This is a genomic window from Sinomonas sp. B1-1, assembly GCF_050474465.1.
Taxonomy (GTDB): domain Bacteria; phylum Actinomycetota; class Actinomycetes; order Actinomycetales; family Micrococcaceae; genus Sinomonas; species Sinomonas flava.
This window is the reverse complement of record NZ_JBCHVF010000001.1, coordinates 964,577-987,562: the sequence shown is the minus strand read 5'-3', so window position 1 is coordinate 987,562 and position 22,986 is coordinate 964,577. Positions and strand designations below refer to the sequence as shown.

The window sequence follows — 22,986 nt, the reverse complement described above, 5'->3', positions numbered from 1 at the left end:
GGGCTGAGAGGGCGCGATGCCGACCGCCACACCTGATCCGGGTCATGCCGGCGGAGGGAAGGAACCATGGAGGAAGTCCACGCCGACGTCATCGTCGTGGGGGCAGGCGTCATCGGCCTCGGGATTGCGTGGGAAGCCGCCCGCAGCGGCCGGCGCGTCACCGTCGTCGACCCCGCGCCGGGCAGCGGGGCGAGCTTCGCCGCGGCCGGGATGCTCGCGGCGGTGAGCGAGTACCACTACCAGGAGGAGCAGCTCCTCGAATTCATGGTGCACTCCGCCGCGCTCTGGCCCGGGTTCGCCGCGTCGGCTGGCCCAGGGTGCGGCTACCTCAGCACCCCGACCCTGTGCCTCGCGGGCGATGCCGCCGACAGGCAGGCCTTCGCCGACCTGCGCTCCGTCCAGCAGGCCCATGGCCTCGACGTCCGCCCCCTGACCCTCCGCGAGGCCCGCACGCGCGAGCCGCTGCTTGCCCCCGCGCTCGCGGGCGCGTTCGAGATCGAGGCCGACCACCAGGTCGACCCGCGCCGGCTGGTCGCGGCGCTGCTCGCCCGGCTCGGCGTGGAGTCCGTGGTCAGGGCCCGCGCGGCGCGGCTCGCGTGGGACGGCGGGCGGGTGGCCGGCGTCGTGCTCGAGGACGGCCGGGAGCTGCGCGCAGCCGAGACGGTGGTCGCGAACGGCCTGGGCGCCCGCGACCTGGCCGGGCTTCCCGTGTCCCTGCCGCTGCGTCCCGTCTACGGCGACGTGCTGCGCCTGCGGGTGCCGGCACGCGTGCGGCCGCTCGTGACGGCGACCGTGCGCGGGCTAGTCCGTGGCCGGCCGGTCTACATCGTCCCCCGCGAGGACGGCACGGTGGTGATCGGGGCGACCCAGCGCGAAGACGGCTCCGACGCGGTGTCGGCCGGCGGCGTGTACGAGCTCCTGCGGGACGCCCAGGCCCTCGTCCCGGCCGTCGCCGAGCTCGAGCTCTACGAGACCACCGCCCGGGCACGCCCCGGCACCCCGGACAACGCGCCGCTGCTCGGACGCGTCCCCGCTGCCGCGGGCGAGGCGCACGACGGCGCCGGGTGCGTCCCGGGGCTCATCGTCGCCACGGGCTTCTTCCGCCACGGGGTCCTGCTCACGCCCGGCGCGGCGAGCGTGTGCCGGGGGCTCCTCGAGGGCGTCGCGGACCCGCGCTGGCAGGGCTTCCGCCCGGACCGATTCACGAGCACGACACGGCCGCTGGCGGAGCGCTCCGCCGCCGCACGCAGCGCGGCCCCTCAAGGAGGCATCCGATGAACATCACCGTCAACGGCGAGCCGCGGGCCCTCCCGCGGCCCGCCACCGTCCGGGCCCTCGTGGCCGAGACGATCGGGCGGGAGATCGGCGACGACGGGCGGCCAGCCGACGGCGGCCGGCTCGGGGTCGCCGTCGCACTCAATTCCGAGGTGGTCCCGCGGGGCCGCTGGGCAGGGACCGTCCTCGAGGCGGGGGACGCCGTCGAACTCGTCACGGCGATGCAGGGAGGCTGACATGACGCAGACAGGAATCAACGCCGCCGCAGGGCAGGTGCTGGGGGACGACCCCTTCGTGGTCGACGGGGTGACGCTGGGCTCGCGGCTCATCATGGGCACGGGTGGGGCGCCGAGCCTCGAGGGACTCGGCGACGCGCTCGAGGCGTCGGGGACCGAGCTGACAACCGTGGCGATGCGCCGCTACTCGCCCGCGGAGCAGGGCTCCCTGTTCCAGCTCCTCGTCGACAGGGGGATCCGCGTCCTCCCGAACACGGCAGGATGCTTCACGGCCCGCGATGCGGTCCTGACCGCCGAGCTTGCCCGCGAGGCCCTCGAGACCGACTGGGTCAAGCTCGAGGTGATCGCCGACGAGACAACGCTCCTCCCGGACCCCATCGAGCTCGCCGACGCGGCCGAACAGCTGGTCGGGCGGGGCTTCAAGGTCTTCGCCTACACCAACGACGATCCCGTGCTGGCCCGTCGGCTCGAGCAGCTCGGCGCCGTCGCCGTCATGCCCCTTGGGGCGCCGATCGGCACCGGCCTCGGCATCCTGAACCCCCACAACATCGAGCTCATCGTCGCGCGCGCCGAGGTGCCCGTGGTGCTCGACGCCGGGATCGGGACGGCCTCCGACGCGGCGCTCGCGATGGAGCTGGGGTGCGACGCCGTGCTCCTGGCCACCGCGGTCACGAGGGCACAGGATCCGGTGCGCATGGCGCACGCGTTCCGCCACGCCGTCGCCGCCGGACGGCTCGCCGCGGGCGCCGGACGCATTCCGCGGCGCGAGCATGCCCTCGCCTCGAGTCCCATGGAGGGCCGGGCCCAGTTCCTCTGAGCGTCCACTCGGGGCCCCGTGCCGGGGCTCCTCAGACGAGGGCCGTCAGACGAGCGCGGTGAAGCCGCCCCAGCCCCACCCGACCGCCTCCGAGCGGGTCCAGCCGCCGGCGCCGTCGGAGTAGTAGACGAGGAGGGTCCCGGCGGAGTCGATGGCGTAGAGGTCCGGGGTGCCGTCGCCGTCGAAGTCCCCGCTGCCGCCGATCCTCTGCATGCCGCCCCAGCCGGTGCCGACGATGCTCGAACCGCTCCAGCCGCCAGCGCCGTCGCCGCTGTACAGGCGCAGGTTGCCGGCGCGGTCCCGCGCGATGATGTCGCGTCCCGGCCTGCCGTCGATGTTGCCCGGCGTCGCGAGCGCGTTCAGGGCATCCCATCCCTGGCCGACCTGACGGGCTGCGCCCCAGCCGCCGCGGCCGTCACCGGGGTACAGGATGAGGGCGCCGCCGGGCTCGCGGGCGAGGATGTCGTTCGCGCCGTCCCCGTCGAAGTCGCCCGGGCCGAGGATGGCGTCGAAGCGGTTCCAGCCCCAGCCGATGGCGCGTGGGCTCCCGAGGCCGCCCGAGCCGGTGCCCGGGTACAGGTACAGCGTTCCGTCCGCCGATCGGGCCAGAAGGTCGTTGACGCCGTCGCCGTCGAAGTCGCCGGGCGAGAGGATGATGGACATCGCGTTCCAGCCGGGTCCGACGGTCCGCGGGGCCTCCCAGCCGGAGCCCCGGGGGTACAGGACGAGCGCGCCGTCGGAGGTGCGGGCCATGAGCTCGGCAGTATCCCGGCCGGTGAAGCCGCTGTTCCTGCTCGAGGATGCCACCGGTTCGGTCGGCGCGCTCGTGGCCTCCATGCCCCAGCAGGCTCCGTTGGCGGCCACCGTCAGGGTGAACTGCGCGCCGAGGTCGGCCGTGGTGAGCGGGTACTGGGAGACCCCGGCGGGGGGATAGACCCGGACGCCGTCCCTGTACCATTCCACCCGGTAGTCGGGGCCTGCTCCCTGCCCGCAGCCCCGGTAGGATGCGGGGTCGAAGGACGCGGTGAGCACCGAGCCCACGGAGGCCTCGCCCTGGAGGACCGGCGGTGCGGGGTCCGTGACCGCGTGGGCGGGGGCGGCGAGCGCCGCGGCGACAGCCATGGCTGCCACGGCGCCGGCAGCGACTCGTCGGAGGAAATGTGTGACCGTTCGCATGGGATCCCCTAAGCTCCTGGAGCGCAAGCCTGTGACCGGTTAGTTGATCCCATTGTCGCACGGTGTCACAGAATCCGTACCGGATGTCGCGGTTTGTTGACTCCCGCCGGCGTTACCCTGTGGTCCATGGGAGAGAATGCTGCGCTGAGCCCGGCCCAGATTGAGGCGGAAATGGAGCGGCTGCCCGGCTGGCGGCATGTCGGCGGCGCCCTTGCCACCGTGTACCGGCTGCCCGGCCCCGCGGCCGCGCTGACGTTCATCGCCGCTGTGGGCGAGGTCGCCGAAGAGCTCAACCACCACCCGGATCTCGACTGGCGCTACAACCGGGTCGTCCTGCGCTTCAGCACCCACGAGGCCGGCTCGGAGGTGACCGGCAACGACATCGAGGCTGCTCACCGCTGCATGCTCCGGGCCGCGGCCCTGGACGCCGTGGCGCAGCCCGAGAGGCTGCCGGACGCCTAGGCGCCCGGTGCCCTCGGTGATGCGGCGGGCACCGCCCTCAGGCCCGGAAGCTCCGCAGCAGCTGGGTGAGGGCCTCGCCGTCGTGCTTCACCCGGCGCCGGCCCACGAGCGTGGGCACGGCCGCAGCGGCGGCCACCGCGGCCGCCATGGGGAGGACCCAGGGCATCCAGGTGAGGCCGGTCAGATAGCCGGTTCCGGCCCACACGAGGATGATCCAGAGGACACACGCGGAAGCGACCGCCGACGCGATCGGGAGCATGATCCCGTACGCCGAGTGCCGCTTGTCCACGGCCCACACCACGAGGCCCGCAGCCACCGCCACGATCACGACGATGACGAGGGACCAGACGGTCTCCACGCGCTGCCTCAGAGTGCGCCGAAGCCCACGCGGCGCTGCTCCTGGGCGCCGAGCTCGACATAGCCGATGACACCGGCGGGGACGATCACCTGACGGCCCTTCTCGTCCTCGAGGCGGAGCTCCTTGCCGCCCGAGATCGCCTCGGAGACCAGCGCGGCCACCTCGTCCGCGTCCTTGGCGGAATCGAGCACGATCTCCCGGCCGATGTTCTGGATGCCGATCTTGATTTCCACGCCGTTGACTCCTTGGTTCTGATGACGGTGCAGGCCCTGCGCGGGCTCTCTATGTACCTTAGGCCTTTTCGTTCCCGGCGCCGGCCTCTTTGGGGAACCGCGAGATGCCGCGCCATGCCAGCCGGGAGACGAGGTCGGCCGCGACGTCGATGTCGAGGTCGTTGGACTTCTCGAGCCAGTACCGGGCGCTGACCTGCGCCATGCCGGCAAGGGCTCGGCCCAGGAGCTGGGCCTCGACGAGCGGGAGCTTCGTGTCCGAGGCGATCACCTGGGCGATGGCCTCGGAGAACCCGCGGTTGAACGTTTCGAGCCGGGCGGCGACCTCGGCATCGTTGACGAGGTCAGACTGGAAGACGAGCCGGTGGGCCTGGTCGTCCGCGGCGATGAAGTCGTAGTAGGCGCGGATGACCGCGTTGACCCGCTCCCGGTTCTCGTCGGTGGAGGCCAGCGCGGACCGCATGAGGTCGGTCAGGGACGCGAGGTGGCTGTCCAGGAGCGCGAGGTACAGCTCGCGCTTCGAGGGGAAGTGCTGGTAGAGGACGGGCTTGCTGACCTGGGCGGTCTCGGCGATCTCGTCCATGGCCGCACCGTGGTATCCATTGGCGGCGAAGACCTCGAGGGCGGCAGCGAGCAGCTGCGCCCGCCGTTCGTCGCGGGGGAGGCGGGGCGATCGTGCGGTAGCGGCTCGCGGTTCGGTGCTCACTGGTGGTGCCTTCCTGGGGGTTCGGGCGTGTGGAGCATGGCCCAAACGGTAGTCCTACTCTACTCGCGGGGAGGTGCAGGCATGCGCCGTGTCCTGCGGGCAGGCCTTCCGGGACGCGGACCCGACTGGGGGAGCCGCGCAGCTGGGGCCTAGATTGTCTGTATGGCATCTCAGGAGAACACCACTCTGCCTCCCCTTGTCGACCCGGCGGAGGCGCTCACGCCGGAGGAAGTGCAGCGGTACTCCCGCCACGTGATCATCCCCGAGATCGGCGACGTCGGGCAGCGGCGCCTCAAGAACGCGAAGGTGCTCGTCATCGGTGCCGGAGGGCTCGGGTCGCCGGCCCTGCTCTACCTCGCCGCCGCCGGGGTGGGGACGCTCGGGATCGTCGACGACGACCTGGTGGACCTCACCAACCTCCAGCGGCAGGTGATCCACCGTGTTGCCGATGTGGGACGGCCCAAGGCCGAGTCCGCGCGGGAGAAGATCCTCGAACTCAACCCCCACGTGGAGGTCCGGCTCCACGAGGTCCACCTCGACTCGGCCAACGCCCTGGAGGTCTTCGCCGGCTACGACCTCATCCTCGACGGCACTGACAACTTCGCAACGCGGTACCTCGTCAACGACGCCGCCGCGATCCTCGGAAAGCCCTACGTCTGGGGCTCCATCTTCCGCTTCGACGGGCAGGTGAGCGTCTTCTGGGCGGAGCACGGTCCCACCTACCGGGACGTGTTCCCGGAACCGCCGCCGGCAGGCTCCGTGCCCTCCTGCGGTGAGGGCGGGGTGTACGGGATGCTGTGCGCCGCGATCGGCGCCTCCATGGTCACGGAGGCCGTGAAGCTCATCACCGGGGTGGGGAAGACGCTTCTCGGGCGGATCCAGCTCTACGACGCGCTCACGGCGACGTGGCGTGAGATCAAGGTCGCCAAGGACCCGGATGCCGCGCCGATCACCGAACTGACCGACTACGAGGCCTTCTGCGGCGTGGCCCCTGCGTCCTCCCCGGGCACGGACGAGTCCGTGACCGCCGCGCAGCTGGCCACGATGCTCGCCGCGCGAGGCGCCGGGCTCAGGGACTTCGAGCTCATCGATGTGCGCGAGGCGGGCGAGGCCTCCATCGTGGCGATCCCCGGCGCGCGCCTCATCCCGCAGGGCCGCCTGCTCTCCGGCGAGGCCTGGGATGAACTCCCCCGGGACCGCGAGGTGGTCTTCCACTGCAAGGGCGGGGTGCGCTCCGCCAATGTCCTGGCCGCCGCGCACGAGGCCGGATTCACGAACGTCAAGCATCTCGAAGGCGGCGTGCTCGCCTGGGTCCGGGACGTGGAGCCGGGCAAGCCGGTCTACTGAGCGCGAGGCCGGCCTCCTGAGCACGAGGGCCGCCCCACGAGTGCGGGGCGGCCCTGGAGTGCGTCAGGAAGGCGGTGTCAGCTCACGCGGCTGTGGTCCACCGGGCAGTCTGCGGGGTCCTCGGCAGGCGCGTCCCGGCCGTCCTGGGAGATCATTCCCGGCAGCGCGACGCTGATTCCGTACAGGGCTTCCAGAGCGGCGAGGTACTCGTCCTCGCGGCCCTCGGCGGCGAGCTGCCGGGCGCGCACGGTGGGCGTGTGGAGGAGCTGCTTGACCATGCGGCGCATCGCGAACTCGACTTCCTCGGAGGCTGCTGTGCAGCCGTGGCGCGCCCGGACCTTCTCGATCTCGGCATCGAGGACCGCCATGGTGTGCCGGCGGAGCGCGACGATGGCGGCGTCGGCCTGACGCGCCTGGCGCTGGGACTCGAAGTCCTCGGTCGCCGCGGACACGATTGCGCTGGCCTGGGCGAGGGATTCCGACTGCTCCTGCGGAGCCGCGAGACGGACCGACTCAAGGGTGATGAGCTCGACGCCGTCGAGCGTGCCCACTGCGGGGTCGAAGTCGTGCGTGAGGGCAAGGTCGATCACGATGAGCGGCTGGGGGGACTCCTCGCGGATCGCCGCGAGCTCCACGGCCTCCATCGCGCTGTCCGATCCGCTGCAGCCGATCAGGACGTCTGCCTCGGCGATCGCCCCGGGCAGCTGCTCGGCGGTCAGTGCGGCGGCGCCCCGGGCGGCTGCGAACTCCTCGGCCCGGCCGGAGGAGGAGTAGACCGCCACATTCGCGCACCCGCGCTCGCGCAGGAGGGCCATGGTGGCGCCCGCGTAGGCCCCCGTGCCGAACAGGACGGCCTTCTTGGAGGTCCACGCGGGGTCGACGGCGACGTCCTCGGCGAGGTCCAGGGCCACCGAGACGATCGAGAGGCCCCGGCTTCCCAGCGCGGTCTGGGCGCCGACGTCCTTCGCGGTCTTCGACGCGGTCTGGAACAGCCTGACGAGGGAGGGGCTCGCCGTTCCGGTCTGCTGGGCGGAGATCAGGGCCCGGCGCACCTGGCCGGCGATCTCCCGCTCGCCCACGACGGCGGAGTCGAGCCCGGAGCTCACCGCGAACAGGTGCCGCGTGACGTCCGGTCCGTGGTTGAGGCTGAAGGAGGAGGACACCCGGTCCTCGGGGAGGCCGCTGCGCGCGCTGATCTCGGCGACGAGCGCCGAGCGGGCGGCGTCGACGTCCGCGGGGGTGGGCGCCTCGGCGTAGATCTCGTAGCGGTTGCAGGTCGCCAGCACCACCGCGCCGCTCAGGGCCCCGGACTGGGTGGCGGCCGAGGCCACGGCGGAAGCGCCGTTGCTCAGTTGGGCAACGGTTTCAAGGTCTGTATCGGCGTGAGTCGCCACCAAGGAGAAAACAACCACAGCCCTCCCATCATAGCTTTTCGCTCGCGTGTAGAAAGTGAGGCGTAGGGCACAATGTCCGTGACAGCCTGTCGCCATCGGCCACCGGGCCCTCTGAGAGAATCGCGGATATGAATCTCAGCGCAGACCACCCCCTCAAGGACGGGCGGACGGCTCAGTCGCCCCTCATCACTGCATACCGCGGGGGCCGCCCGAGCCGGAAGCCCGTGTGGTTCATGCGCCAGGCAGGGCGCTCGCTCCCCGAGTACCGAAAGGCCCGCGAGGGCGTCGGCATGCTCGACTCCTGCCTGCGCCCCGAGCTGGCCTCGGAGATCACCCTCCAGCCCGTGCGCCGCCACGACGTCGACGCAGGCATCTTCTTCTCGGACATCGTCATCCCGCTCAAGCTCGCCGGCGTCGGCGTGGACATCGTCCCCGGCGTGGGGCCCGTCCTCGACACGCCAATCCGCACCGAAGCCGACGTTGCAGCGCTGCCCCGGCTGCAGGAGGCGGCACTCGAGCCCATCCGGGAGGCCGTCCGCCTGACGGTCGCCGAGCTCGGGAACACCCCGCTCATCGGGTTCGCAGGAGCACCCTTCACAGTCGCCGCCTACATGGTGGAGGGCAAGCCGTCCCGTGACCACCTCGGGCCACGCACGATGATGCACGGTGACCCGGGGACGTGGGCCGCCCTCATGGAGTGGGCTGCGGATGCCTCGGGCCGCTTCCTGCGTGCCCAGATCGAGGCCGGAGCCTCGGCGGGCCAGCTGTTCGACTCGTGGGCGGGCTCGCTCGGCCTGGAGGACTACCGCCGCAGCGTTGCGCCGTACTCGTCCCGGACCCTCGACCACGTGCGCGATCTGGGCGCCCCGCTCGTGCACTTCGGCACCGGCACCTCGGAACTGCTCGGGGCCATGTACGAGGTGGGGGTCGACGTCGTCGGCGTCGACTACCGCCTGCCGCTGCACGAGGCCAACCGTCGGCTCGGGGGCCGGGTGGTGCTGCAGGGCAACATCGACCCCGCACTCCTCGCCGCGCCCTGGAACGTGCTCGAGGCGCACGTCCGCGAGGTGGTGCGCGCCGGAGCGTCCGCCCCCGGCCACGTGGTCAACCTCGGCCACGGCGTCCCCCCGGAGACCGACCCCGACGTGCTGACCCGAGTGGTCGAGCTCGTCCACTCGATCACCTACTGATGCCCGGGAGCGAGCCGGCGCGCGCCGTCGTGGTCGGCGGGGGGATCTCGGGACTCGTCGCGGCGCTCGAGCTCCGGCGCGCGGGCCTCGAGGTGACCGTCCTGGAGGCGACCGACCGCTGGGGCGGCTGCATCGGCGAGCACGAGGTCGCCGGCCTCACGCTCGACTCCGGGGCCGAGTCGTTCGCGACCCGCACCGACGCGGTGCGGACCCTCGTCGACGAGATCGGGCTCTCCCGCGACATCATCCCGCCGCATCCCTCGGGTGCGTGGGTGCTCCTCCCCGACGGGCCCGAGGAGCTGCCCAAGACCGGCGTGCTCGGCATTCCGGCCAATCCCTGGGACCGGGAAGTCCGTTCCGCCCTGGGCCTGTGGGGATCGCTGCGGGCGTCCCTCGACCGCTGGCTTCCGGTGCGGGCCGGCAGGGCGCACCAGAGCGTGGCCCAGCTCGTGCGCGCCCGCATGGGGCGGCGGGTCCTCGACCGGCTCGTGGCGCCCGTCGTCGGCGGAGTGCACTCGGCCGACCCTGCCCTCCTGGACGTCGACATGGTGGCGCCGGGCCTGAGGCAGCTCATGGGGGAGAAGGGCTCGCTCGCCGCCGCCGTCGCCGCCCAGCGCGGTGCGTCCCGTGGGGCCAAGGCCGGCTCCGCGGTGGCCGGGATCCGCGGCGGCCTGCACCGGATCGTCGGCGCCCTCGTGGATCGGCTCGAGCGCGAGCAGGTGCGGCTTCGGCTCGGTGAGCGCGCCGAGCGCCTCGAGCGGACCACGGACGACGCCGGCAGGAGCCTCTGGCGCGTCGGCTCCACACCGGGCACGGTCGGCGGGTCCGGTGGCACCTACGACGCCGAGGTGGTCGTCGTCGCGCTCGGGGGACCCGCCGCCGTCGAGCTCCTGTCCGACGCCGTGCCCGAGCTCGCAGGCCACGAGCCGATCCCCGGCCCGGAGGTCAAGCTCGTGACCCTCGTCATCGACTGCCCGGCTCTGGATGCGCGCCCGCGCGGCACGGGAATCCTCGTCGCCCCCCAGGTCCCCGGCGTGGCCGCGAAGGCCCTCACGCACGCGAGCGCGAAGTGGGAGTGGGTCCAGGCGGCGGCGGGACCGGGCACCCACGTTGTGCGCCTCTCCTATGGGCGCGCGGGCGAGCCGGACGGTGGCGAGAACCCGGAGCGCTGGGACCCGGAGTCGGACGACGAGCTGTTCGAGGCCGCGCTTGGGGACGCGTCGACGCTCCTCGGCGTCGTGCTGACCCCGCAGGACGTGCTGGGGTGGGACGTGGTCCGCTGGGAAGGGTCGCTGCCGTTCGCCGCTGTCGGACACCGCGACCGCGTGACCGCGATCCGCGGCCTCGTCGCCGCGCGGCCGGGGCTCGCTGTCGTGGGCGGATGGGCCGCGGGGAACGGCCTCGCAGCCGTCATCCCCGACGCCCGGGCGCAGGCGATCGCCCTGGCTGCCGCACTCGCCCGCGAGGCGGACGGGTGATCTTCAGCACTTCTACACTTCGTAGAAGAATCTGATTTCGATTTGCCGATGCGTTAGGAGCACACTGGAGACCATGAGCCACACTTCCGCCGAATCTGTCACCAAAAGCCCGACGGGCGAGGAGGCAGCCGAGACGCTGTACTTCACGCTCTGGACGGTGTTCCGCCGCGTCCCCGGGGCCGGAGCCCCGACCGAGGACGCCGTGACCGACTTCGAGGCCTTCGTGGCCCGCCTCGGCGACTCCGGCGTGACCCTGCGCGGCGCATACGACGTCTCGGCCATGCGGGCCGACGCCGACGTCATGGTCTGGTTCCACGGCGCCGCGCCCGAGGCCCTGCAGCAGGCCGTCCGCGACCTGCGCCGCACCGCGCTCTTCTCGGGCACCGAGCTCGTCTGGTCCGCGATGGGCGTGCACCGCGAGGCCGAGTTCGCCAAGAACCACACGCCCGCGTTCTCCCGCGGCGTCGAGCCGAGCACGTGGCTCACCGTCTACCCGTTCGTCCGCTCCTACGAGTGGTACCTCCTCCCGGCGGAGGAGCGCGGGCGGATGCTCCGCGACCACGGCATCCTCGGCCGCGACTTCCCGCAGGTCCTCTCCAACACCGTCTCCGCGTTCGCGCTCGGCGACTGGGAGTGGATCCTCGCGCTCGAGGCTCCCGAGCTCGTGGACCTCGTCGACATGATGCGCCACCTGCGCTACACCGACGCCCGCAACCACGTCCGCGAGGAGGTGCCCTTCTACACCGGGCGCCGGATCACCGCTTCAGAGATCGCCGAGGTGCTCGCGTGAACGCCGGCAGCCCCGAGACCGCGGTCGACGGCGCCGTCGCGCCGCTCGCGGTCAGCACGGCTCCCAACCCGGTCACCTCCGCGGGCCGCGTGGCGCCGACCGGGTACGACGCGATCCTCCTCGCGTCCTTCGGCGGCCCGGAGGGACAGGACGACGTCATCCCGTTCCTGCGCAACGTCACCCGCGGGCGCGGCATCCCCGACGAGCGCCTCGAAGAGGTCAGCCACCACTACCGCGCCTTCGGCGGCGTGAGCCCCATCAACGGGCAGAACCGCCAGCTCAAGGCGGCCCTCGAAGCCGAGCTCGCCGCCGCTGGCATCGACATCCCCGTGTACTGGGGCAACCGGAACTGGGAGCCCTACATCCCCGCGACGCTGCAGGAGATCTACGACGCCGGGCACCGCACGGTCCTGATGCTCACCACGAGCGTGTACTCGTGCTACTCGAGCTGCCGCCAGTACCGCGAGGACATCGGCGTCGCGCTGACCGAGACCGGACTCGCAGGGCGGCTGCGGGTCGACAAGATCCGCCAGTACTTCGACCACCCCGGCTTCGTCGCCCCATTCGTCGAGGGCACCGCCGCCGGCCTGGCGACCGTGCGCGAGGCGCTCGGTGCAGCGGACGGCTCCCGCGACGCAGAGATCCGCGTCCTCTTCTCGACCCATTCGATCCCCACGCGGGACGCGGAGGCCGCCGGGCGCTCCGAGGCCGAGCCGCGCTCCTTCGAGGGCGGCTCTGCCTACGTGGCCCAGCACCTCGCGAACGCGCGCGCCATCATGGCGGCCGTCGCCCCCGGGGTGAAGTGGGACCTCGTGTACCAGTCCCGCTCCGGCGCCCCGCACATCCCGTGGCTCGAGCCGGACATCAACGACCGTCTCCAGGCCATCGCCGGAGCTGACGGAGAAGGCGTCAAGGGCGCGGTCATCGTCCCGCTCGGCTTCGTGAGCGACCACATGGAGGTCGCCTGGGACCTCGACACCGAGGCCCTCGAAACCTGCAGGGAGCTCGGCGTCGAGGCCGTCCGTGTCCCGACTCCCGGGGTCCACCGCGACTTCGTTGCCGGCCTCGTGGAGCTCATCCGCGAGCGGACTGCGCAGGGCACCGTCACGGACCGTCCGCACGTGACCGAGCTCGGCCCGTGGTACGACGTGTGCCGTCCGGGCTGCTGCGAGAACTTCCGCGGTGCGAAGCCCGTGATCGCCGAGGAGGGCGTCCAGCTGGGGACCGCCCACGACGGCCGCTCCCCGGCTGCGGGGAAGGGTGCTGAGGCCTGAGCATGTCTGTGCGCATCGGCACGCGCGGCAGCGCGCTCGCCCTGACCCAGTCCCAGCAGACGGCGGACCGCCTGGCCGCTGTGGGAGGCTTCGCCACCGAGCTCGTCCGGATCAAGACCGAGGGCGACGTCAAGACCGGTTCACTCGCCTCACTCGGGGGGACCGGCGTGTTCGTCGTTGCCCTCCGCGAGGCGCTCCTGGCCGACCGCTGCGACGTGGCCATCCACTCGCTCAAGGACCTCCCGACCTCCGGGGAGCCCGGACTGTCCATCGCGGCCATCCCGGTCCGGGCCGACGCGCGGGACGTCCTGTGCGCCCGCGACGGGCTGACCCTCGCCGGGCTCCCGGCGGGCTCGAAGGTCGGCACCGGCTCGCCGCGCCGGGCGGCCCAGCTGCGCGCCCTGCGCCCTGACCTCGAGGTCCTGGACATCCGCGGCAACGTGGACACGCGGCTCGGCCGCGTTCCCGGCCTCCCCGGGAACGCCCCCGAGGCACCCGGCGACCTCGACGCCGTCGTCCTCGCGGCCGCCGGGCTGGCCCGGCTCGGCCGGACCGAGGTCGTGACCGAGTACTTCGAGCCCGAGGTCATGCTGCCCGCCCCGGGGCAGGGCGCGCTCGCGGTCGAGTGCCGTCTCGAGGACGCGCCCGAGCGCCCCGCCGGGGGAGCGGCCGCCAGCGCCGAGGGCGTGCTCGCCCAGGCGCTCGCCGCGATCGACGACGCCGACACGCGCCTCGCCGTGACCGCCGAGCGCGCCCTCCTGGCCCGGCTCGAGGCAGGCTGCGCTGCCCCGGTCGGCGCGCTCGCACGGCGCAAGGGCAGCATGCTGCGGCTCGAGGCTGTGGTGTGCGCGGTCGACGGGACCAAGTCCGTCCGCCTCGCGAAGGCCACGGACGGGCTCACCGAGGTCGGCGCGACGCTCCTCGGCATCGAGCTCGCGGAGGAACTCCTCGCCCAGGGCGTGGCCGACTTCGCGGACCTCGGCGCCTGATGGCCTCCGGTGCCGAGGGGGCGCATCCCGGCGTCGAGGGCGCGGCTCTCGCCGGCCGCCGGGTGCTCCTGACCCGCAGCCCCGACCGCGCGGGTGCCATGGCACGGGCCCTCGCCCACGCGGGCGCCGAACCGCTGCTCCTTCCCGTGATCGACTTCGAGCGCGCCCCCGACCAGACCGCGCTGTCCGCGGCCCTGGACCGGCTCGCCGCGGGAGAGTACGGCTGGCTCGTCATCTCGAGCATCACCACGGTCCGCGCGCTCAAAGAGGTCGCGGCCGCCCAGGGCCGCGAGCTCGCAGCCATCGTCCCGCCCGGTGTGCACGTCGCGACCATCGGGCCCAGCTCGCGCCGTGTCCTCGAGGCCGAAGGGCTCCGCGTGGACCTCGCCCCTGAGGGCAAGCAGTCCGCCGAGGGACTCGTCGAGCTCTGGGCCTACGCCGACGACTCCGGCGCCTCCGGTGCCGACGGCGCTGGAACCGTCCGCGTGCTGATCCCCCAGAGCGACATCGCCGCCCCCACGCTCGCCGAGGGCCTCGACGCTCGCGGCTGGGACGTCGAGACCGTCACGGCCTACCGCACGGTGGACTACCCCGCTGACCCCGACCTCCGGCTTGTCGCGAGCCTCGCGGCCGGCGAGCCGGCAGGGGAGGAGGCGCGCGCCGTCGTGCTCGCCCCAGACGAGGCCAACGCGGACCTGCAGGCGGGCCGGCTCGATGCCGTCGTCGCCGCCTCCCCGAGCGCTGCCCGGCGCATCCACGCCGTGCTGAGTCCCCTCGACGCGACCGCCCTCATCGCGATCGGCGAGCCGACCGCCGGGGAGCTGAACCGCCTGGGCCTCGCCGTCGGCGCCACGGCCGCGACCCCGACTCCCGAGGGCATCGTGGACGCCGTGGCCCGCGCACTGGCCTCCCATCCAACCGTCCCGAAGGAGACACCGTGAGCTTCCCCCAGCACCGGCCCCGCCGGCTCCGCCAGAACCCGGCCCTGCGCCGGCTCGTCGCCGAGACGCGCCTGCACCCGGCTGAGCTCATCCTGCCCGCGTTCGTCCGCGAGGGCCTCACGGAGCCCCAGCCGATCCAGGCGATGCCCGGCGTCGTGCAGCACACCACCGACACGCTGCGCCGCGCCGCCGCCGAGGCGGCCGAGGCGGGCCTCGGCGGCATCATGCTCTTCGGCGTCCCCGAGGAGCGCGACGCCGAGGGGTCCGCGGGCCTCGACCCGAACGGCGTGCTCAACGCCGGCATCCGGGCCGTGCGCGACGAGGTCGGCGACTCCCTCGTGGTCATGAGCGACGTCTGCCTGGACGAGTTCACCGACCACGGCCACTGCGGCGTCCTCGACGCCCAGGGCCGCGTCGACAACGACGCGACGCTCGAGGTCTACGGCCGGATGGCGGTGGCGCAGGCGGAGGCGGGCGCCCACGTGCTGGGGCCCTCCGGCATGATGGACGGCCAGGTCGCCGTGATCCGGCAGGCGCTCGACGCCGCCGGGCACCAGGACGTCTCCATCCTCGCCTACGCCGCGAAGTACGCCTCCGCGTTCTACGGGCCCTTCCGCGAGGCGGTGGACTCGCAGCTCCAGGGCGACCGCCGCACGTACCAGATGGACGCGGCGAACCGACGCGAGGCGCTGCTCGAGGTCGAACTCGACCTCGAGGAGGGCGCGGACATGGTCATGGTCAAGCCGGCGATGAGCTACCTGGACATCCTCGCCGACGTCGCCGCGATGAGTCCTGTGCCGGTGGCCGCGTACCAGATCTCGGGCGAGTACTCGATGATCGAGGCTGCAGCCGCCAACGGCTGGATCGACCGGAAGGCATCCATCCTCGAGTCCGTCCTCGGCATCCGCCGGGCCGGGGCCAACATGGTCCTGACCTACTGGGCCCCCGAGATCGCACGCTGGCTCACGGAGGCCTGACCGCTCCGGTGTCGAGGGAATGAAGGCGGAGCGGCCGGGGTTTGAATGCATATGCATGGAACTGATCCGGGTGCTCCCGTCCTCCTCGGCCTCAACACCTTCGGCGACGTCGGGCTCAACGAGCACGGTGCGCCCAAGCCGCACGCGCAGGTGATCCGCGAGATCGTCGACGAGGCGGTGCTCGCCGACCAGGTCGGCCTCCACTCGTTCGATGTCGGCGAGCACCACCGGCGCGACTTCGCGGTCTCGGCGCCCGAGGTGGTCCTGGCGGCCATCGCGTCCAGGACGGAGCGCATCAGGCTCGGGTCCGCCGTCACCGTCCTCTCGTCCGACGACCCGGTCCGCGTCTTCCAGCGCTTCTCGACCCTCGATGCCGTCTCCAGCGGGCGCGCCGAGGTCATCCTGGGCCGCGGGTCCTTCGTCGAGTCGTTCCCGCTGTTCGGCTTCGACCTCGAGGACTACGAGACCCTCTTCGAGGAGAAGCTCGAGCTGTTCGACCGCGTCCGCTCGCAGAATCCGGTCCGCTGGGAAGGCCGGCACCGCGGGCCCATCAACGGCCTCACCGCCTACCCTCACCTCGAACACGGGCTGCTGCCTGCCTGGATCGGCGTCGGAGGGACCCCGCAGTCGGTCGTGCGCGCGGCGCACTACGGCTACCCCGTGAGCTTCGCGATCATCGGAGGCGAGCCCGCCCGCTTCGCGCCCTATGTCGAGCTGTACAAGCGCTCCCTCGAGAAGTTCGGCAAGCCCTACACGATGCTCGCGACCCACTCGCCCGGGCACGTCGCCGACACCGACGAGCAGGCCCGTGAAGAGCTCTTCCCGCATTGGCTCGCCATGCGCAACCGCCTCGGCGAGGAGCGCGGCTGGGGCCCCGGCAGCCGGACGGAGTTCAACGCCCAGGCATCCCGGCCCGGCGCGCTCTACGTGGGCTCGCCCGAGACCGTGGCCCGCAAGATCGCCGACACCCATCGGGCCCTCGGGACGGAGCGCTTCGACCTCAAGTACTCCAACGGGACCCTCCCGCACAGCGCGATGATGAAGAGCATCGAGCTCTTCGGCACCAAGGTCGCCCCGCTCGTGGCGGACATGCTCGCGTAGGCGCCGCGCCGCCGTCGTCCGTGTGGCGCGGACGACGGCGGGTGCGCCCCTCCCGGTTCCGGCCCACCGCCTGGCGTGCGAGAGAATGGGGGGCATGACCACGTCCGAGGACCTCTTCGCCCGCGCCCGCTCGCTCATGCCGGGAGGGGTGAACTCGCCCGTGCGCGCCTTCGGCTCGGTAGGCGGCACGCCCCGCTTCCTCGTCTCCGCGAAGGGCGCGTACGTGACGGACGCCGACGGCCGCGACTACGCGGACCTCGTGTGCTCGTGGGGGCCGGCGCTGCTCGGCCACGCAGTCCCCGAGGTGCTCGAAGCCGTCCACGCCGCCGTTGACCGCGGCCTCTCCTTCGGCGCGTCCACCCCCGACGAAGCGGCCCTGGCCGAGCTCGTGATCGGGCGAGTCCCGGCCGTCGAGCGCCTGCGCATGGTCTCCACCGGCACGGAGGCGACCATGACCGCCATCCGGCTCGCGCGGGGCTTCACCGGCCGGGACCTCGTGGTGAAGTTCGCGGGCTGCTACCACGGCCATGTCGACGGCCTGCTCGCGTCCGCCGGGTCGGGCGTCGCGACCCTCGCCCTGCCCGGCTCGGCCGGCGTCACGGCGGCGACGGCGGCGGAGACCCTCGTGCTCCCGTACAACGACCTGGCCGCGGTCGAGGCCGCATTCGCCGACCACGGCCACCGCATCGCTGCGGTCATCACCGAAGCGGCTCCGGCCAACATGGGGGTCGTGACGCCGGGGGAGGGCTTCAACGAGGGCCTGCGGCGCATCACGGCAGAGCACGGTGCCCTGTTCATCATGGACGAGGTCCTCACGGGCTTCCGGACCGGCCCCGCGGGGTACTGGGGCCTCACGGGGCAGCGGGAGGGCTGGGCCCCGGACCTGTTCACGTTCGGCAAGGTGATCGGCGGCGGGATGCCGGTGGCTGCGCTCGGCGGCCGCGCGGAGATCATGGACTACCTCGCCCCCCTCGGACCCGTCTACCAGGCCGGCACACTGTCCGGGAACCCGGTGGCGATGGCAGCCGGCGTCGCGACGCTCCGGCTCGCGACGGACGCCGTGTACGCCCACATCGATGCGCGCTCCCTCGAGCTCTCCGACGCCCTCTCGAAGGCGCTTGCCGACGAGGGCGTGGACCACACGATCCAGCGGGCCGGCAACCTCTTCTCCGTCGCGTTCGGCACCTCAGAGCGGGGCGTCGCGAACTACGCCGACGCCCAGGCCCAGGAGGCCTTCCGCTACAGGCCGTTCTTCCACTCCATGCTCGACTCCGGCGTGTACCTGCCGCCCAGCGTCTTCGAGGCGTGGTTCCTCTCCGCCGCGCACGACGACGCGGCGATGAACCGGATCATCGAGGCCCTCCCGGCGGCCTCCAGGGCAGCCGCGGCGGCGCTCCCGGGGGCGTAGCGCGGGCTGCTGCGCGGCGTCGCGCCGCGCGTCAGGCGACGGCGGCTGCGAGGCCCACGGCCTGCTCGACGAGGAGCAGTCCGCCGATGCCGAGCATGAGGACGCCGCTGACGAGCGTGACGGCCTGCGCGCGCTTCGGCTTGGCGGCCAGGAGGCGCCGCGCCGCGACCGCGACGAGGCTGTAGACGACCACGGTGAACGCCAGGTGCGTGAGTCCCATGGTGGTCGTCTGGGCGACGACCGGCAGCGGGGAGTCCGTCCGGATGAACTGCGGCATGACGGCGGCGAAGAGCAGCAGCGCCTTCGGGTTGATCCCGCTCGTGCCCAGGCCCTTGAGGAAGTCGAGCACGGGGCCGCGGGTGCCTGCGGCGCCGCCCCGGGTGTCCACGGCGTCGCCGAGGGATCCCCCCGACGGCAGGGTGGCCTCGCCTCCGGTGAAGCCTGCGCGGCGCCAGCCCCGCGCCGTCGTCGCCCCGAGCCAGAGGAGGTAGACCGCTCCGGCGACAGAGAGCCATGCCACGAGATCCGGACGGGCCGCGAGCAGGACCCCGAGGCCTGCTGCGACGAGCGCGGTGTGGACGATGTAGCCCGCGCACAGCCCCGCGACCGACGGCGCCGGCGATCCCGGGCGGAGGCCGGCGGCGATCGTGTAGGCCCAGTCTGCCCCGGGCGTGAGGGCGAGGGTGAGCGAGATGCCGGCGAAGCCGAGGAACGGGGTCAGGTCCATGCCAGCAAGAGTACGGAGAATCGGGGAAGAAGTGCTCGCCGATTATCGTGCTTGGCGGCCCTTGTGAGATAGATTCTGAGAGTGATCGATGCTCTCGACAGAAGTATTTTGCGCACCCTGCAGAAGGACGGGCGGATGACGGCGACGGCGCTCGCCTCGGAGGTCGGCCTGACGGTCGCGCCCTGCCACCGCCGGCTCAAGGATCTCGAGTCGAGCGGGGTGATCCGCGGCTATCGGGCAGAGGTGGACCCGGGCAAGGTCGGCCTGGGGTTCGGGGCGATGGTCTTCGTGACCCTCCGCGAGACCTCCCGGGATGCCATCCGGGCTTTCGAGGACGCAGTGGTCGCGGAGCCGCAGATCATCGAGGGCTACCGGCTCTTCGGCGACCCCGACTTCCTGCTGCGCTGCGTCGCAGAGGACCTGCCCGCCTACCAGCGCCTCTACGACGAGCACCTCGCCGCGCTGCCCGGCGTCGCCAAGCTCACCTCGACCATCGTGATGCGCGACCTCAAGGGTGCCGGAGAGCTGCCGCTGTAGTGCCGCGCGGGGCGGCCTCACACGCACGACGGCGGGGTGCCCACCAGAGTGGGGACCCCGCCGTCGTGCGCGTGCGCGGTTGAGCTGAGCTCCTTGGTCAGAGCACGTCGCTCAGGAACCGCTTCAGCCGCTCGGTCTGCGGCGCGTCGAAGACCTGCTCGGGCGGCCCGGACTCCACGGCGACGCCTCCGTCCATGAACGTGACGGTGTCGGAGACGTTGCGCGAGAAGCCCATCTCGTGGGTCACGACGACCATGGTCATGCCACCCTTCGCGAGGTCCGTCATGAGCGCGAGGATGCCCTTGACGAGCTCGGGGTCGAGGGCGGACGTCGCCTCGTCGAAGAACATCACCTCGGGCTTCATGGCGAGCGCGCGCGCGATCGCCACGCGCTGCTGCTGGCCACCCGAGAGGGTGGCCGGACGGACGTCCGCCTTGTGCTTGAGGCCCACGAGGTCGAGCTGGGCGAGGGCCTCCTCGCGCGCCTGGCCCTTGGAGAGCCCGCGCAGCTTGCGGAGTGCGAACGCTACGTTCTCGCCGACGCTCTTGTGCGGGAACAGGTTGAACTGCTGGAACACCATGCCGATGCGCCGCCGCAGCTCGTCCGGATTGTCCTTGAGGACCGACTTCCCGTCGAGGAGGATGTCCCCGGCGTCGGGCTCGATGAGCCGGTTCATCACGCGCAGGAGCGTCGACTTCCCCGACCCCGAGGGCCCGATGACCGAGGCCGTCGTGCCCGCGGGGACCTTGAGGTCGATGCCCCGGAGCACCTTGTTGGCGCCGAAGGCGAGGTGGATTCCCTGTGCCTCGAGCGATCCCGAGGAGAACTGGCTCACGGCTGGGCTCCCTTCCCGACGACAGCTGCGGCCTCGTCCGGTTCAATCTTCTCGGCCCGCTCCTGGGCGCGGCCTGTCCGCAGCCGGGCATCGATCCAGTTCACGAGGTGCGTGAGCGGAATGGTGAGCACCAGGTAGAAGATGGCGGCGGCGACGTACGGCGAGAGGTTCCCGGTGTTGGCTGCGGTGTCCTGTCCGATCTGGAACAGCTCGCGCTCCCGGGACGTGACGCCGATGGTGAAGACGAGCGACGAGTCCTTGATCAGGGCGATGAACTGGTTCATCAGCGCGGGCAGGACGCGCCGGACGCCCTGGGGCACGACGATCATCCGCATCGACGGGCCGTAGCCGAAGCCGAGCGCGCGCGCCGCCTCGAGCTGGCCCTTGTCGACGCTCTGGATGCCCGAGCGGAAGATCTCGCCGATATAGGCGGCCGAGATCAGCGACAGGGCAGCGACACCCATCGGGTAGGGGCTCGTGATGCCCGTGAGCTCACGGAGGATCGGGCCGAAGCCCAGGCTGATCGCGAGGATGGTGAGGATCGCCGGGAGTCCACGGAAGATGTCCGTGTACCCCCGGGCGATCCACCGGACCACAGGATTCCGCGAGATCCCCATGAGGGCGAGCAGCATGCCGAGCAGCGTGCCGATGATCCCCGAGGAGACCGCAAGCACGAGCGTGTTCGGCAGGCCGACCGCGAACATGGTCGGGAGGACGTCGCCGATGACCTTCCAGTCGAAGAAGGTCTCGCCGAGTTTGCTGAGGTAATCCATGTGGCCTCTGTCCGTCGACTACTTCGCTTCGCTGACCTTGACGGCCTTGCTTCCAGGCTTCCAGCCCTCCGGCGTCTGGTCCTTCAGCGTCGCGCGGTCCGGGTACCACTGAGCGGTGAGCTTGGACCACGTGCCGTCCGCGATCACGGCGTCGAGGGCCGAGTTCAGGGCGTCGGTGAGGGGCTGGTTGTCCTTCGCGACCGCATAGGCCGTGAAGTTCTGGGTGTTGACCTTCTTCTGGGCGATCGTGGTCCCGTCGCCGGCCTTGACCTGGCCCTCCGCCTGCTGGGACGGAGCGACCCAGGCGTCGATCTGGCCGCTCTTCACGTTGGCGTAGACGGTGTTGTAGTCCGGGAAGCGCACCGGCTCGAGCTTGAGCGTGTTGGTGACGAAGTCGTCCTGGACCGTGCCCTGCACGACGCCGATGCGGACGCCGTCCTTGAGGTCGTCGAAGGTCTTCACCTTCGCGCCCTCCTTGGTCACGATCGCCATGTAGCCGAAGTCGTAGCCGTTCGTGAAGGCGACAGTCTCGCGCCGGGCATCCGTCGTGGAGATCGAGGAAGAGCCCATGTCGAACTGCTTGGTCTTGACCTGCGCGAGGAGGCTCTGGAACTTCGTCGAGACGAACTCGACCTTGAGGCCGAGCTTCGCGGCCATCGCCTTGAGCAGCTCATTGTCGTAGCCGGTGAAGTTGCCGCTGCTGTCGATGAAGATGTTCGGCGGCGCGTCGGAGAGGGTGCCGACCTTGATCGTGCCGGGCGTGATCAGCCCCAGCTTGGACGTGTCGATCTGGTCCAGCGGGGTGACGGAGTCGGTCGTGTACTTGTCGAGGGTCTGCTGGTCGCTGCCCTTGAGGGCATCGGTCGGAGTGCCCGACGACGACGTCGACCCCCCGCCGCAGGCGGCGAGCGTCAGCGCGAGGACGGCCGCAAGGGGGGCGGCAGTAAGCCACTTGGGTGCTTTGAGCTTCATGGAGCCTTCGCTTTCTGGTATGGACGCCGGACGCGCGTTAGCGACGTGCGGTCGGCACGTCGGTGGGCGTCATGGGCTGCATACCATTATGAAGGGCGACCGTCCCAGCGTTACAGGCTGAACATATTTCGCAACATTGCCAAACTCTTCGAAGATCCTTCGAGTCGCGGTGCAACCCGCGCGCGACGCCGGGCAGCTCGGCGCGCCTGTCCTGAACAGCGGCGGCTGGATGGCCCGGCGCCGCCGGTCAGGGAACGCTGTGACTTCGCTCTCACTAGAAGCCCCCTCCGCCGGTGTCGTGCGGCGCGAGGACGGGCCAGTCGCCCTCGACGACGGCGGTGGGCTTGGTCTTGCGGAGGTACGCCTGGAAGTCGGCAGCCTGCGCGGCGGACCACTCGACCTGGCTCTTGTGCAGATGCGGGGCCGGCTTGTGGAGCTCGGGGAAGCGCGACGCCATCGCGTCGAGGAGCTGGGCGGCCGCGAGCGCGTCCGCCGCTGACGTGTGGGCGTCGTCGAGGATCACGCCGTACTGCTCGCAGAGCGCTCCGAGGGTGCGCTTGCCCCGGCGGAACCTCTCGACCTGCTTGTTGATGACGTACGGGTCGAGGACCGGGAACCGGGTGAGCTGCGGAAGCCCATGGCGGGCGCACTCCGCGGCCATGACCGTGAAGTCGTAGGCGGCATTGAAGGCCACCACCGGCGTGCCTGCGTCGAAGAGGGCCTGCAGCGTCTGCGCCACCTCGGCGACGACGGCCGCCGCGGGACGGCCCTCAGCCCTCGCCTTCTCGGTGGTGATGCCGTGCACCTGTGCGGCCTCGGCAGGGATGTCGACACCAGGGTCGGCGAGCCACTCGTGTTCCGCCTGGATGGCGCCGTCGGGTCCCAGGACGACGATGCTCGCGGTCACGATGCGCGCGGCCCGGGAGTTCCGGCCGGTCGTCTCGAGGTCGAAGGCCGCTCGTGCGTTGGTGTTCCAGCTCATGCGGCCACGCT

At 71.9% G+C, this 22,986-nt stretch carries 25 protein-coding genes; 15 read left to right on the top strand and 10 right to left on the bottom strand.

Annotated features, from left to right (window positions below; genetic code table 11):
• Window positions 1-66: 66 nt before the first annotated feature.
• Genes thiO through ACQ5BE_RS04550 form a run of 3 tightly spaced genes read left to right on the top strand, consistent with a single transcriptional unit; the run spans window position 67 to window position 2,328 of the window.
• A complete protein-coding gene (gene thiO, locus ACQ5BE_RS04560; RefSeq protein WP_430295688.1) occupies window positions 67-1,278 on the top strand; it encodes a glycine oxidase ThiO in 1,212 nt (403 codons plus the stop codon).
• Window positions 1,275-1,511, top strand: a complete 237-nt coding sequence (thiS, locus tag ACQ5BE_RS04555; RefSeq protein WP_430295686.1) for a sulfur carrier protein ThiS — start codon at window positions 1,275-1,277, stop codon at window positions 1,509-1,511. The genes thiO and thiS overlap by 4 nt, the downstream gene beginning before the upstream one ends.
• Before the next feature lies 1 nt (window position 1,512).
• Window positions 1,513-2,328 carry a thiazole synthase gene (locus ACQ5BE_RS04550; protein ID WP_413248175.1) on the top strand — a complete coding sequence of 272 codons (816 nt, stop codon included), beginning with the start codon at window positions 1,513-1,515 and terminating at the stop codon, window positions 2,326-2,328.
• 45 nt (window positions 2,329-2,373) lie between these two features.
• Here the strand turns inward: ACQ5BE_RS04550 and ACQ5BE_RS04545 are convergent, their stop codons facing one another.
• Window positions 2,374-3,504, bottom strand: a complete 1,131-nt coding sequence (locus ACQ5BE_RS04545) for an FG-GAP repeat domain-containing protein (protein ID WP_430295684.1) — start codon at window positions 3,502-3,504, stop codon at window positions 2,374-2,376.
• Between the two features lie 126 nt (window positions 3,505-3,630).
• On the opposite strand from ACQ5BE_RS04545, the gene ACQ5BE_RS04540 reads away from it, so the two are divergent.
• On the top strand, window positions 3,631-3,966 hold the full coding sequence (locus tag ACQ5BE_RS04540; RefSeq protein ID WP_430295683.1) for a 4a-hydroxytetrahydrobiopterin dehydratase: 336 nt from the start codon (window positions 3,631-3,633) through the stop codon (window positions 3,964-3,966).
• 37 nt (window positions 3,967-4,003) lie between these two features.
• On the opposite strand, the gene ACQ5BE_RS04535 is transcribed toward ACQ5BE_RS04540, so the two are convergent.
• Genes ACQ5BE_RS04535 through ACQ5BE_RS04525 form a run of 3 tightly spaced genes read right to left on the bottom strand, consistent with a single transcriptional unit; the run spans window position 4,004 to window position 5,260 of the window.
• Entirely contained in the window at window positions 4,004-4,324 is a 321-nt protein-coding gene (locus ACQ5BE_RS04535; RefSeq protein ID WP_430295682.1) for a hypothetical protein, read from the bottom strand.
• Window positions 4,325-4,332: 8 nt separating this feature from the next.
• On the bottom strand, window positions 4,333-4,557 hold the full coding sequence (locus ACQ5BE_RS04530) for a DUF3107 domain-containing protein (RefSeq protein ID WP_430295681.1): 225 nt from the start codon (window positions 4,555-4,557) through the stop codon (window positions 4,333-4,335).
• A 58-nt stretch (window positions 4,558-4,615) separates the two neighbouring features.
• Window positions 4,616-5,260: a TetR/AcrR family transcriptional regulator gene (locus tag ACQ5BE_RS04525; RefSeq protein WP_413248171.1), complete on the bottom strand. Its 645-nt coding sequence runs from the start codon at window positions 5,258-5,260 to the stop codon at window positions 4,616-4,618.
• 162 nt (window positions 5,261-5,422) lie between these two features.
• Between ACQ5BE_RS04525 and moeB the strand changes: the two genes are divergently transcribed.
• Entirely contained in the window at window positions 5,423-6,607 is a 1,185-nt protein-coding gene (gene moeB / locus ACQ5BE_RS04520) for a molybdopterin-synthase adenylyltransferase MoeB (RefSeq protein WP_430295680.1), read from the top strand.
• 77 nt (window positions 6,608-6,684) lie between these two features.
• Here moeB and ACQ5BE_RS04515 read toward each other — a convergent pair whose 3' ends face one another.
• Complete coding sequence (locus ACQ5BE_RS04515) at window positions 6,685-8,019, bottom strand: glutamyl-tRNA reductase (protein WP_430295679.1); 1,335 nt, start codon at window positions 8,017-8,019, stop codon at window positions 6,685-6,687.
• 110 nt (window positions 8,020-8,129) lie between these two features.
• Here ACQ5BE_RS04515 and hemE point away from each other — a divergent pair, with 110 nt between their 5' ends.
• From hemE to hemL, 9 genes are all read left to right on the top strand, one after another.
• Window positions 8,130-9,191, top strand: coding sequence for a uroporphyrinogen decarboxylase (gene hemE, locus ACQ5BE_RS04510; RefSeq protein ID WP_430295678.1), 1,062 nt, complete (start codon window positions 8,130-8,132; stop codon window positions 9,189-9,191).
• On the top strand, window positions 9,191-10,669 hold the full coding sequence (hemG, locus tag ACQ5BE_RS04505; RefSeq protein WP_430295676.1) for a protoporphyrinogen oxidase: 1,479 nt from the start codon (window positions 9,191-9,193) through the stop codon (window positions 10,667-10,669). Before hemE ends, hemG begins: the two co-directional genes overlap by 1 nt.
• Window positions 10,670-10,742: 73 nt before the next feature.
• Window positions 10,743-11,459, top strand: a complete 717-nt coding sequence (gene hemQ / locus ACQ5BE_RS04500) for a hydrogen peroxide-dependent heme synthase (protein ID WP_430295674.1) — start codon at window positions 10,743-10,745, stop codon at window positions 11,457-11,459.
• A complete protein-coding gene (locus ACQ5BE_RS04495) occupies window positions 11,456-12,733 on the top strand; it encodes a ferrochelatase (protein WP_430295673.1) in 1,278 nt (425 codons plus the stop codon). The genes hemQ and ACQ5BE_RS04495 overlap by 4 nt, the downstream gene beginning before the upstream one ends.
• Before the next feature lie 2 nt (window positions 12,734-12,735).
• Window positions 12,736-13,722 carry a hydroxymethylbilane synthase gene (hemC, locus tag ACQ5BE_RS04490; protein WP_430295672.1) on the top strand — a complete coding sequence of 329 codons (987 nt, stop codon included), beginning with the start codon at window positions 12,736-12,738 and terminating at the stop codon, window positions 13,720-13,722.
• Window positions 13,722-14,663, top strand: coding sequence for a uroporphyrinogen-III synthase (locus tag ACQ5BE_RS04485; protein WP_430295670.1), 942 nt, complete (start codon window positions 13,722-13,724; stop codon window positions 14,661-14,663). Before hemC ends, ACQ5BE_RS04485 begins: the two co-directional genes overlap by 1 nt.
• Complete coding sequence (hemB, locus tag ACQ5BE_RS04480) at window positions 14,660-15,640, top strand: porphobilinogen synthase (RefSeq protein ID WP_430295669.1); 981 nt, start codon at window positions 14,660-14,662, stop codon at window positions 15,638-15,640. Before ACQ5BE_RS04485 ends, hemB begins: the two co-directional genes overlap by 4 nt.
• 51 nt (window positions 15,641-15,691) lie before the next feature.
• Window positions 15,692-16,741, top strand: a complete 1,050-nt coding sequence (locus ACQ5BE_RS04475; protein WP_430295667.1) for an LLM class flavin-dependent oxidoreductase — start codon at window positions 15,692-15,694, stop codon at window positions 16,739-16,741.
• A gap of 85 nt (window positions 16,742-16,826) precedes the next feature.
• A complete protein-coding gene (gene hemL, locus ACQ5BE_RS04470; protein ID WP_430295665.1) occupies window positions 16,827-18,149 on the top strand; it encodes a glutamate-1-semialdehyde 2,1-aminomutase in 1,323 nt (440 codons plus the stop codon).
• A gap of 31 nt (window positions 18,150-18,180) precedes the next feature.
• Here hemL and ACQ5BE_RS04465 read toward each other — a convergent pair whose 3' ends face one another.
• Window positions 18,181-18,876 (bottom strand): LysE family translocator, encoded by a 696-nt coding sequence (locus tag ACQ5BE_RS04465; protein WP_208709451.1) that lies wholly within the window; start codon window positions 18,874-18,876, stop codon window positions 18,181-18,183.
• A gap of 81 nt (window positions 18,877-18,957) precedes the next feature.
• Between ACQ5BE_RS04465 and ACQ5BE_RS04460 the strand changes: the two genes are divergently transcribed.
• Window positions 18,958-19,413, top strand: coding sequence for an Lrp/AsnC family transcriptional regulator (locus tag ACQ5BE_RS04460; protein WP_430295663.1), 456 nt, complete (start codon window positions 18,958-18,960; stop codon window positions 19,411-19,413).
• A gap of 97 nt (window positions 19,414-19,510) precedes the next feature.
• On the opposite strand, the gene ACQ5BE_RS04455 is transcribed toward ACQ5BE_RS04460, so the two are convergent.
• The 4 genes from ACQ5BE_RS04455 to ACQ5BE_RS04440 all read right to left on the bottom strand — a co-directional run bounded on the left by ACQ5BE_RS04455 (window position 19,511) and on the right by ACQ5BE_RS04440 (window position 22,975).
• Window positions 19,511-20,248, bottom strand: coding sequence for an amino acid ABC transporter ATP-binding protein (locus tag ACQ5BE_RS04455; RefSeq protein ID WP_430295662.1), 738 nt, complete (start codon window positions 20,246-20,248; stop codon window positions 19,511-19,513).
• Window positions 20,245-21,021: an amino acid ABC transporter permease gene (locus tag ACQ5BE_RS04450; RefSeq protein WP_208709447.1), complete on the bottom strand. Its 777-nt coding sequence runs from the start codon at window positions 21,019-21,021 to the stop codon at window positions 20,245-20,247. Before ACQ5BE_RS04450 ends, ACQ5BE_RS04455 begins: the two co-directional genes overlap by 4 nt.
• 18 nt (window positions 21,022-21,039) lie before the next feature.
• Window positions 21,040-21,993: an ABC transporter substrate-binding protein gene (locus ACQ5BE_RS04445; RefSeq protein ID WP_413248157.1), complete on the bottom strand. Its 954-nt coding sequence runs from the start codon at window positions 21,991-21,993 to the stop codon at window positions 21,040-21,042.
• 274 nt (window positions 21,994-22,267) lie between these two features.
• The gene (locus ACQ5BE_RS04440; RefSeq protein WP_430295661.1) at window positions 22,268-22,975 is read right to left on the bottom strand and encodes a 3'-5' exonuclease; all 708 of its coding nucleotides are present in this window, start codon (window positions 22,973-22,975) and stop codon (window positions 22,268-22,270) included.
• Window positions 22,976-22,986 lie beyond the last annotated feature (11 nt).

Excerpts from the sequence above, each read along its gene's own strand:
- ACQ5BE_RS04550 (WP_413248175.1), top strand. The coding sequence starts at position 1,513 with ATGACGCAGACAGGAATCAACGCCGCCGCAGGGCAGGTGCTGGGGGAC.
- hemC (WP_430295672.1), top strand. The coding sequence starts at position 12,736 with ATGTCTGTGCGCATCGGCACGCGCGGCAGCGCGCTCGCCCTGACCCAG.
- hemQ (WP_430295674.1), top strand. The coding sequence starts at position 10,743 with ATGAGCCACACTTCCGCCGAATCTGTCACCAAAAGCCCGACGGGCGAG.
- ACQ5BE_RS04440 (WP_430295661.1), bottom strand. The coding sequence starts at position 22,975 with ATGAGCTGGAACACCAACGCACGAGCGGCCTTCGACCTCGAGACGACC.
- ACQ5BE_RS04545 (WP_430295684.1), bottom strand. The coding sequence starts at position 3,504 with ATGCGAACGGTCACACATTTCCTCCGACGAGTCGCTGCCGGCGCCGTG.
- hemL (WP_430295665.1), top strand. The coding sequence starts at position 16,827 with ATGGGGGGCATGACCACGTCCGAGGACCTCTTCGCCCGCGCCCGCTCG.
- moeB (WP_430295680.1), top strand. The coding sequence starts at position 5,423 with ATGGCATCTCAGGAGAACACCACTCTGCCTCCCCTTGTCGACCCGGCG.
- ACQ5BE_RS04445 (WP_413248157.1), bottom strand. The coding sequence starts at position 21,993 with ATGAAGCTCAAAGCACCCAAGTGGCTTACTGCCGCCCCCCTTGCGGCC.
- thiO (WP_430295688.1), top strand. The coding sequence starts at position 67 with ATGGAGGAAGTCCACGCCGACGTCATCGTCGTGGGGGCAGGCGTCATC.
- ACQ5BE_RS04465 (WP_208709451.1), bottom strand. The coding sequence starts at position 18,876 with ATGGACCTGACCCCGTTCCTCGGCTTCGCCGGCATCTCGCTCACCCTC.
- ACQ5BE_RS04450 (WP_208709447.1), bottom strand. The coding sequence starts at position 21,021 with ATGGATTACCTCAGCAAACTCGGCGAGACCTTCTTCGACTGGAAGGTC.
- hemG (WP_430295676.1), top strand. The coding sequence starts at position 9,191 with ATGCCCGGGAGCGAGCCGGCGCGCGCCGTCGTGGTCGGCGGGGGGATC.
- ACQ5BE_RS04485 (WP_430295670.1), top strand. The coding sequence starts at position 13,722 with ATGGCCTCCGGTGCCGAGGGGGCGCATCCCGGCGTCGAGGGCGCGGCT.
- hemE (WP_430295678.1), top strand. The coding sequence starts at position 8,130 with ATGAATCTCAGCGCAGACCACCCCCTCAAGGACGGGCGGACGGCTCAG.
- ACQ5BE_RS04540 (WP_430295683.1), top strand. The coding sequence starts at position 3,631 with ATGGGAGAGAATGCTGCGCTGAGCCCGGCCCAGATTGAGGCGGAAATG.
- ACQ5BE_RS04475 (WP_430295667.1), top strand. The coding sequence starts at position 15,692 with ATGCATGGAACTGATCCGGGTGCTCCCGTCCTCCTCGGCCTCAACACC.
- thiS (WP_430295686.1), top strand. The coding sequence starts at position 1,275 with ATGAACATCACCGTCAACGGCGAGCCGCGGGCCCTCCCGCGGCCCGCC.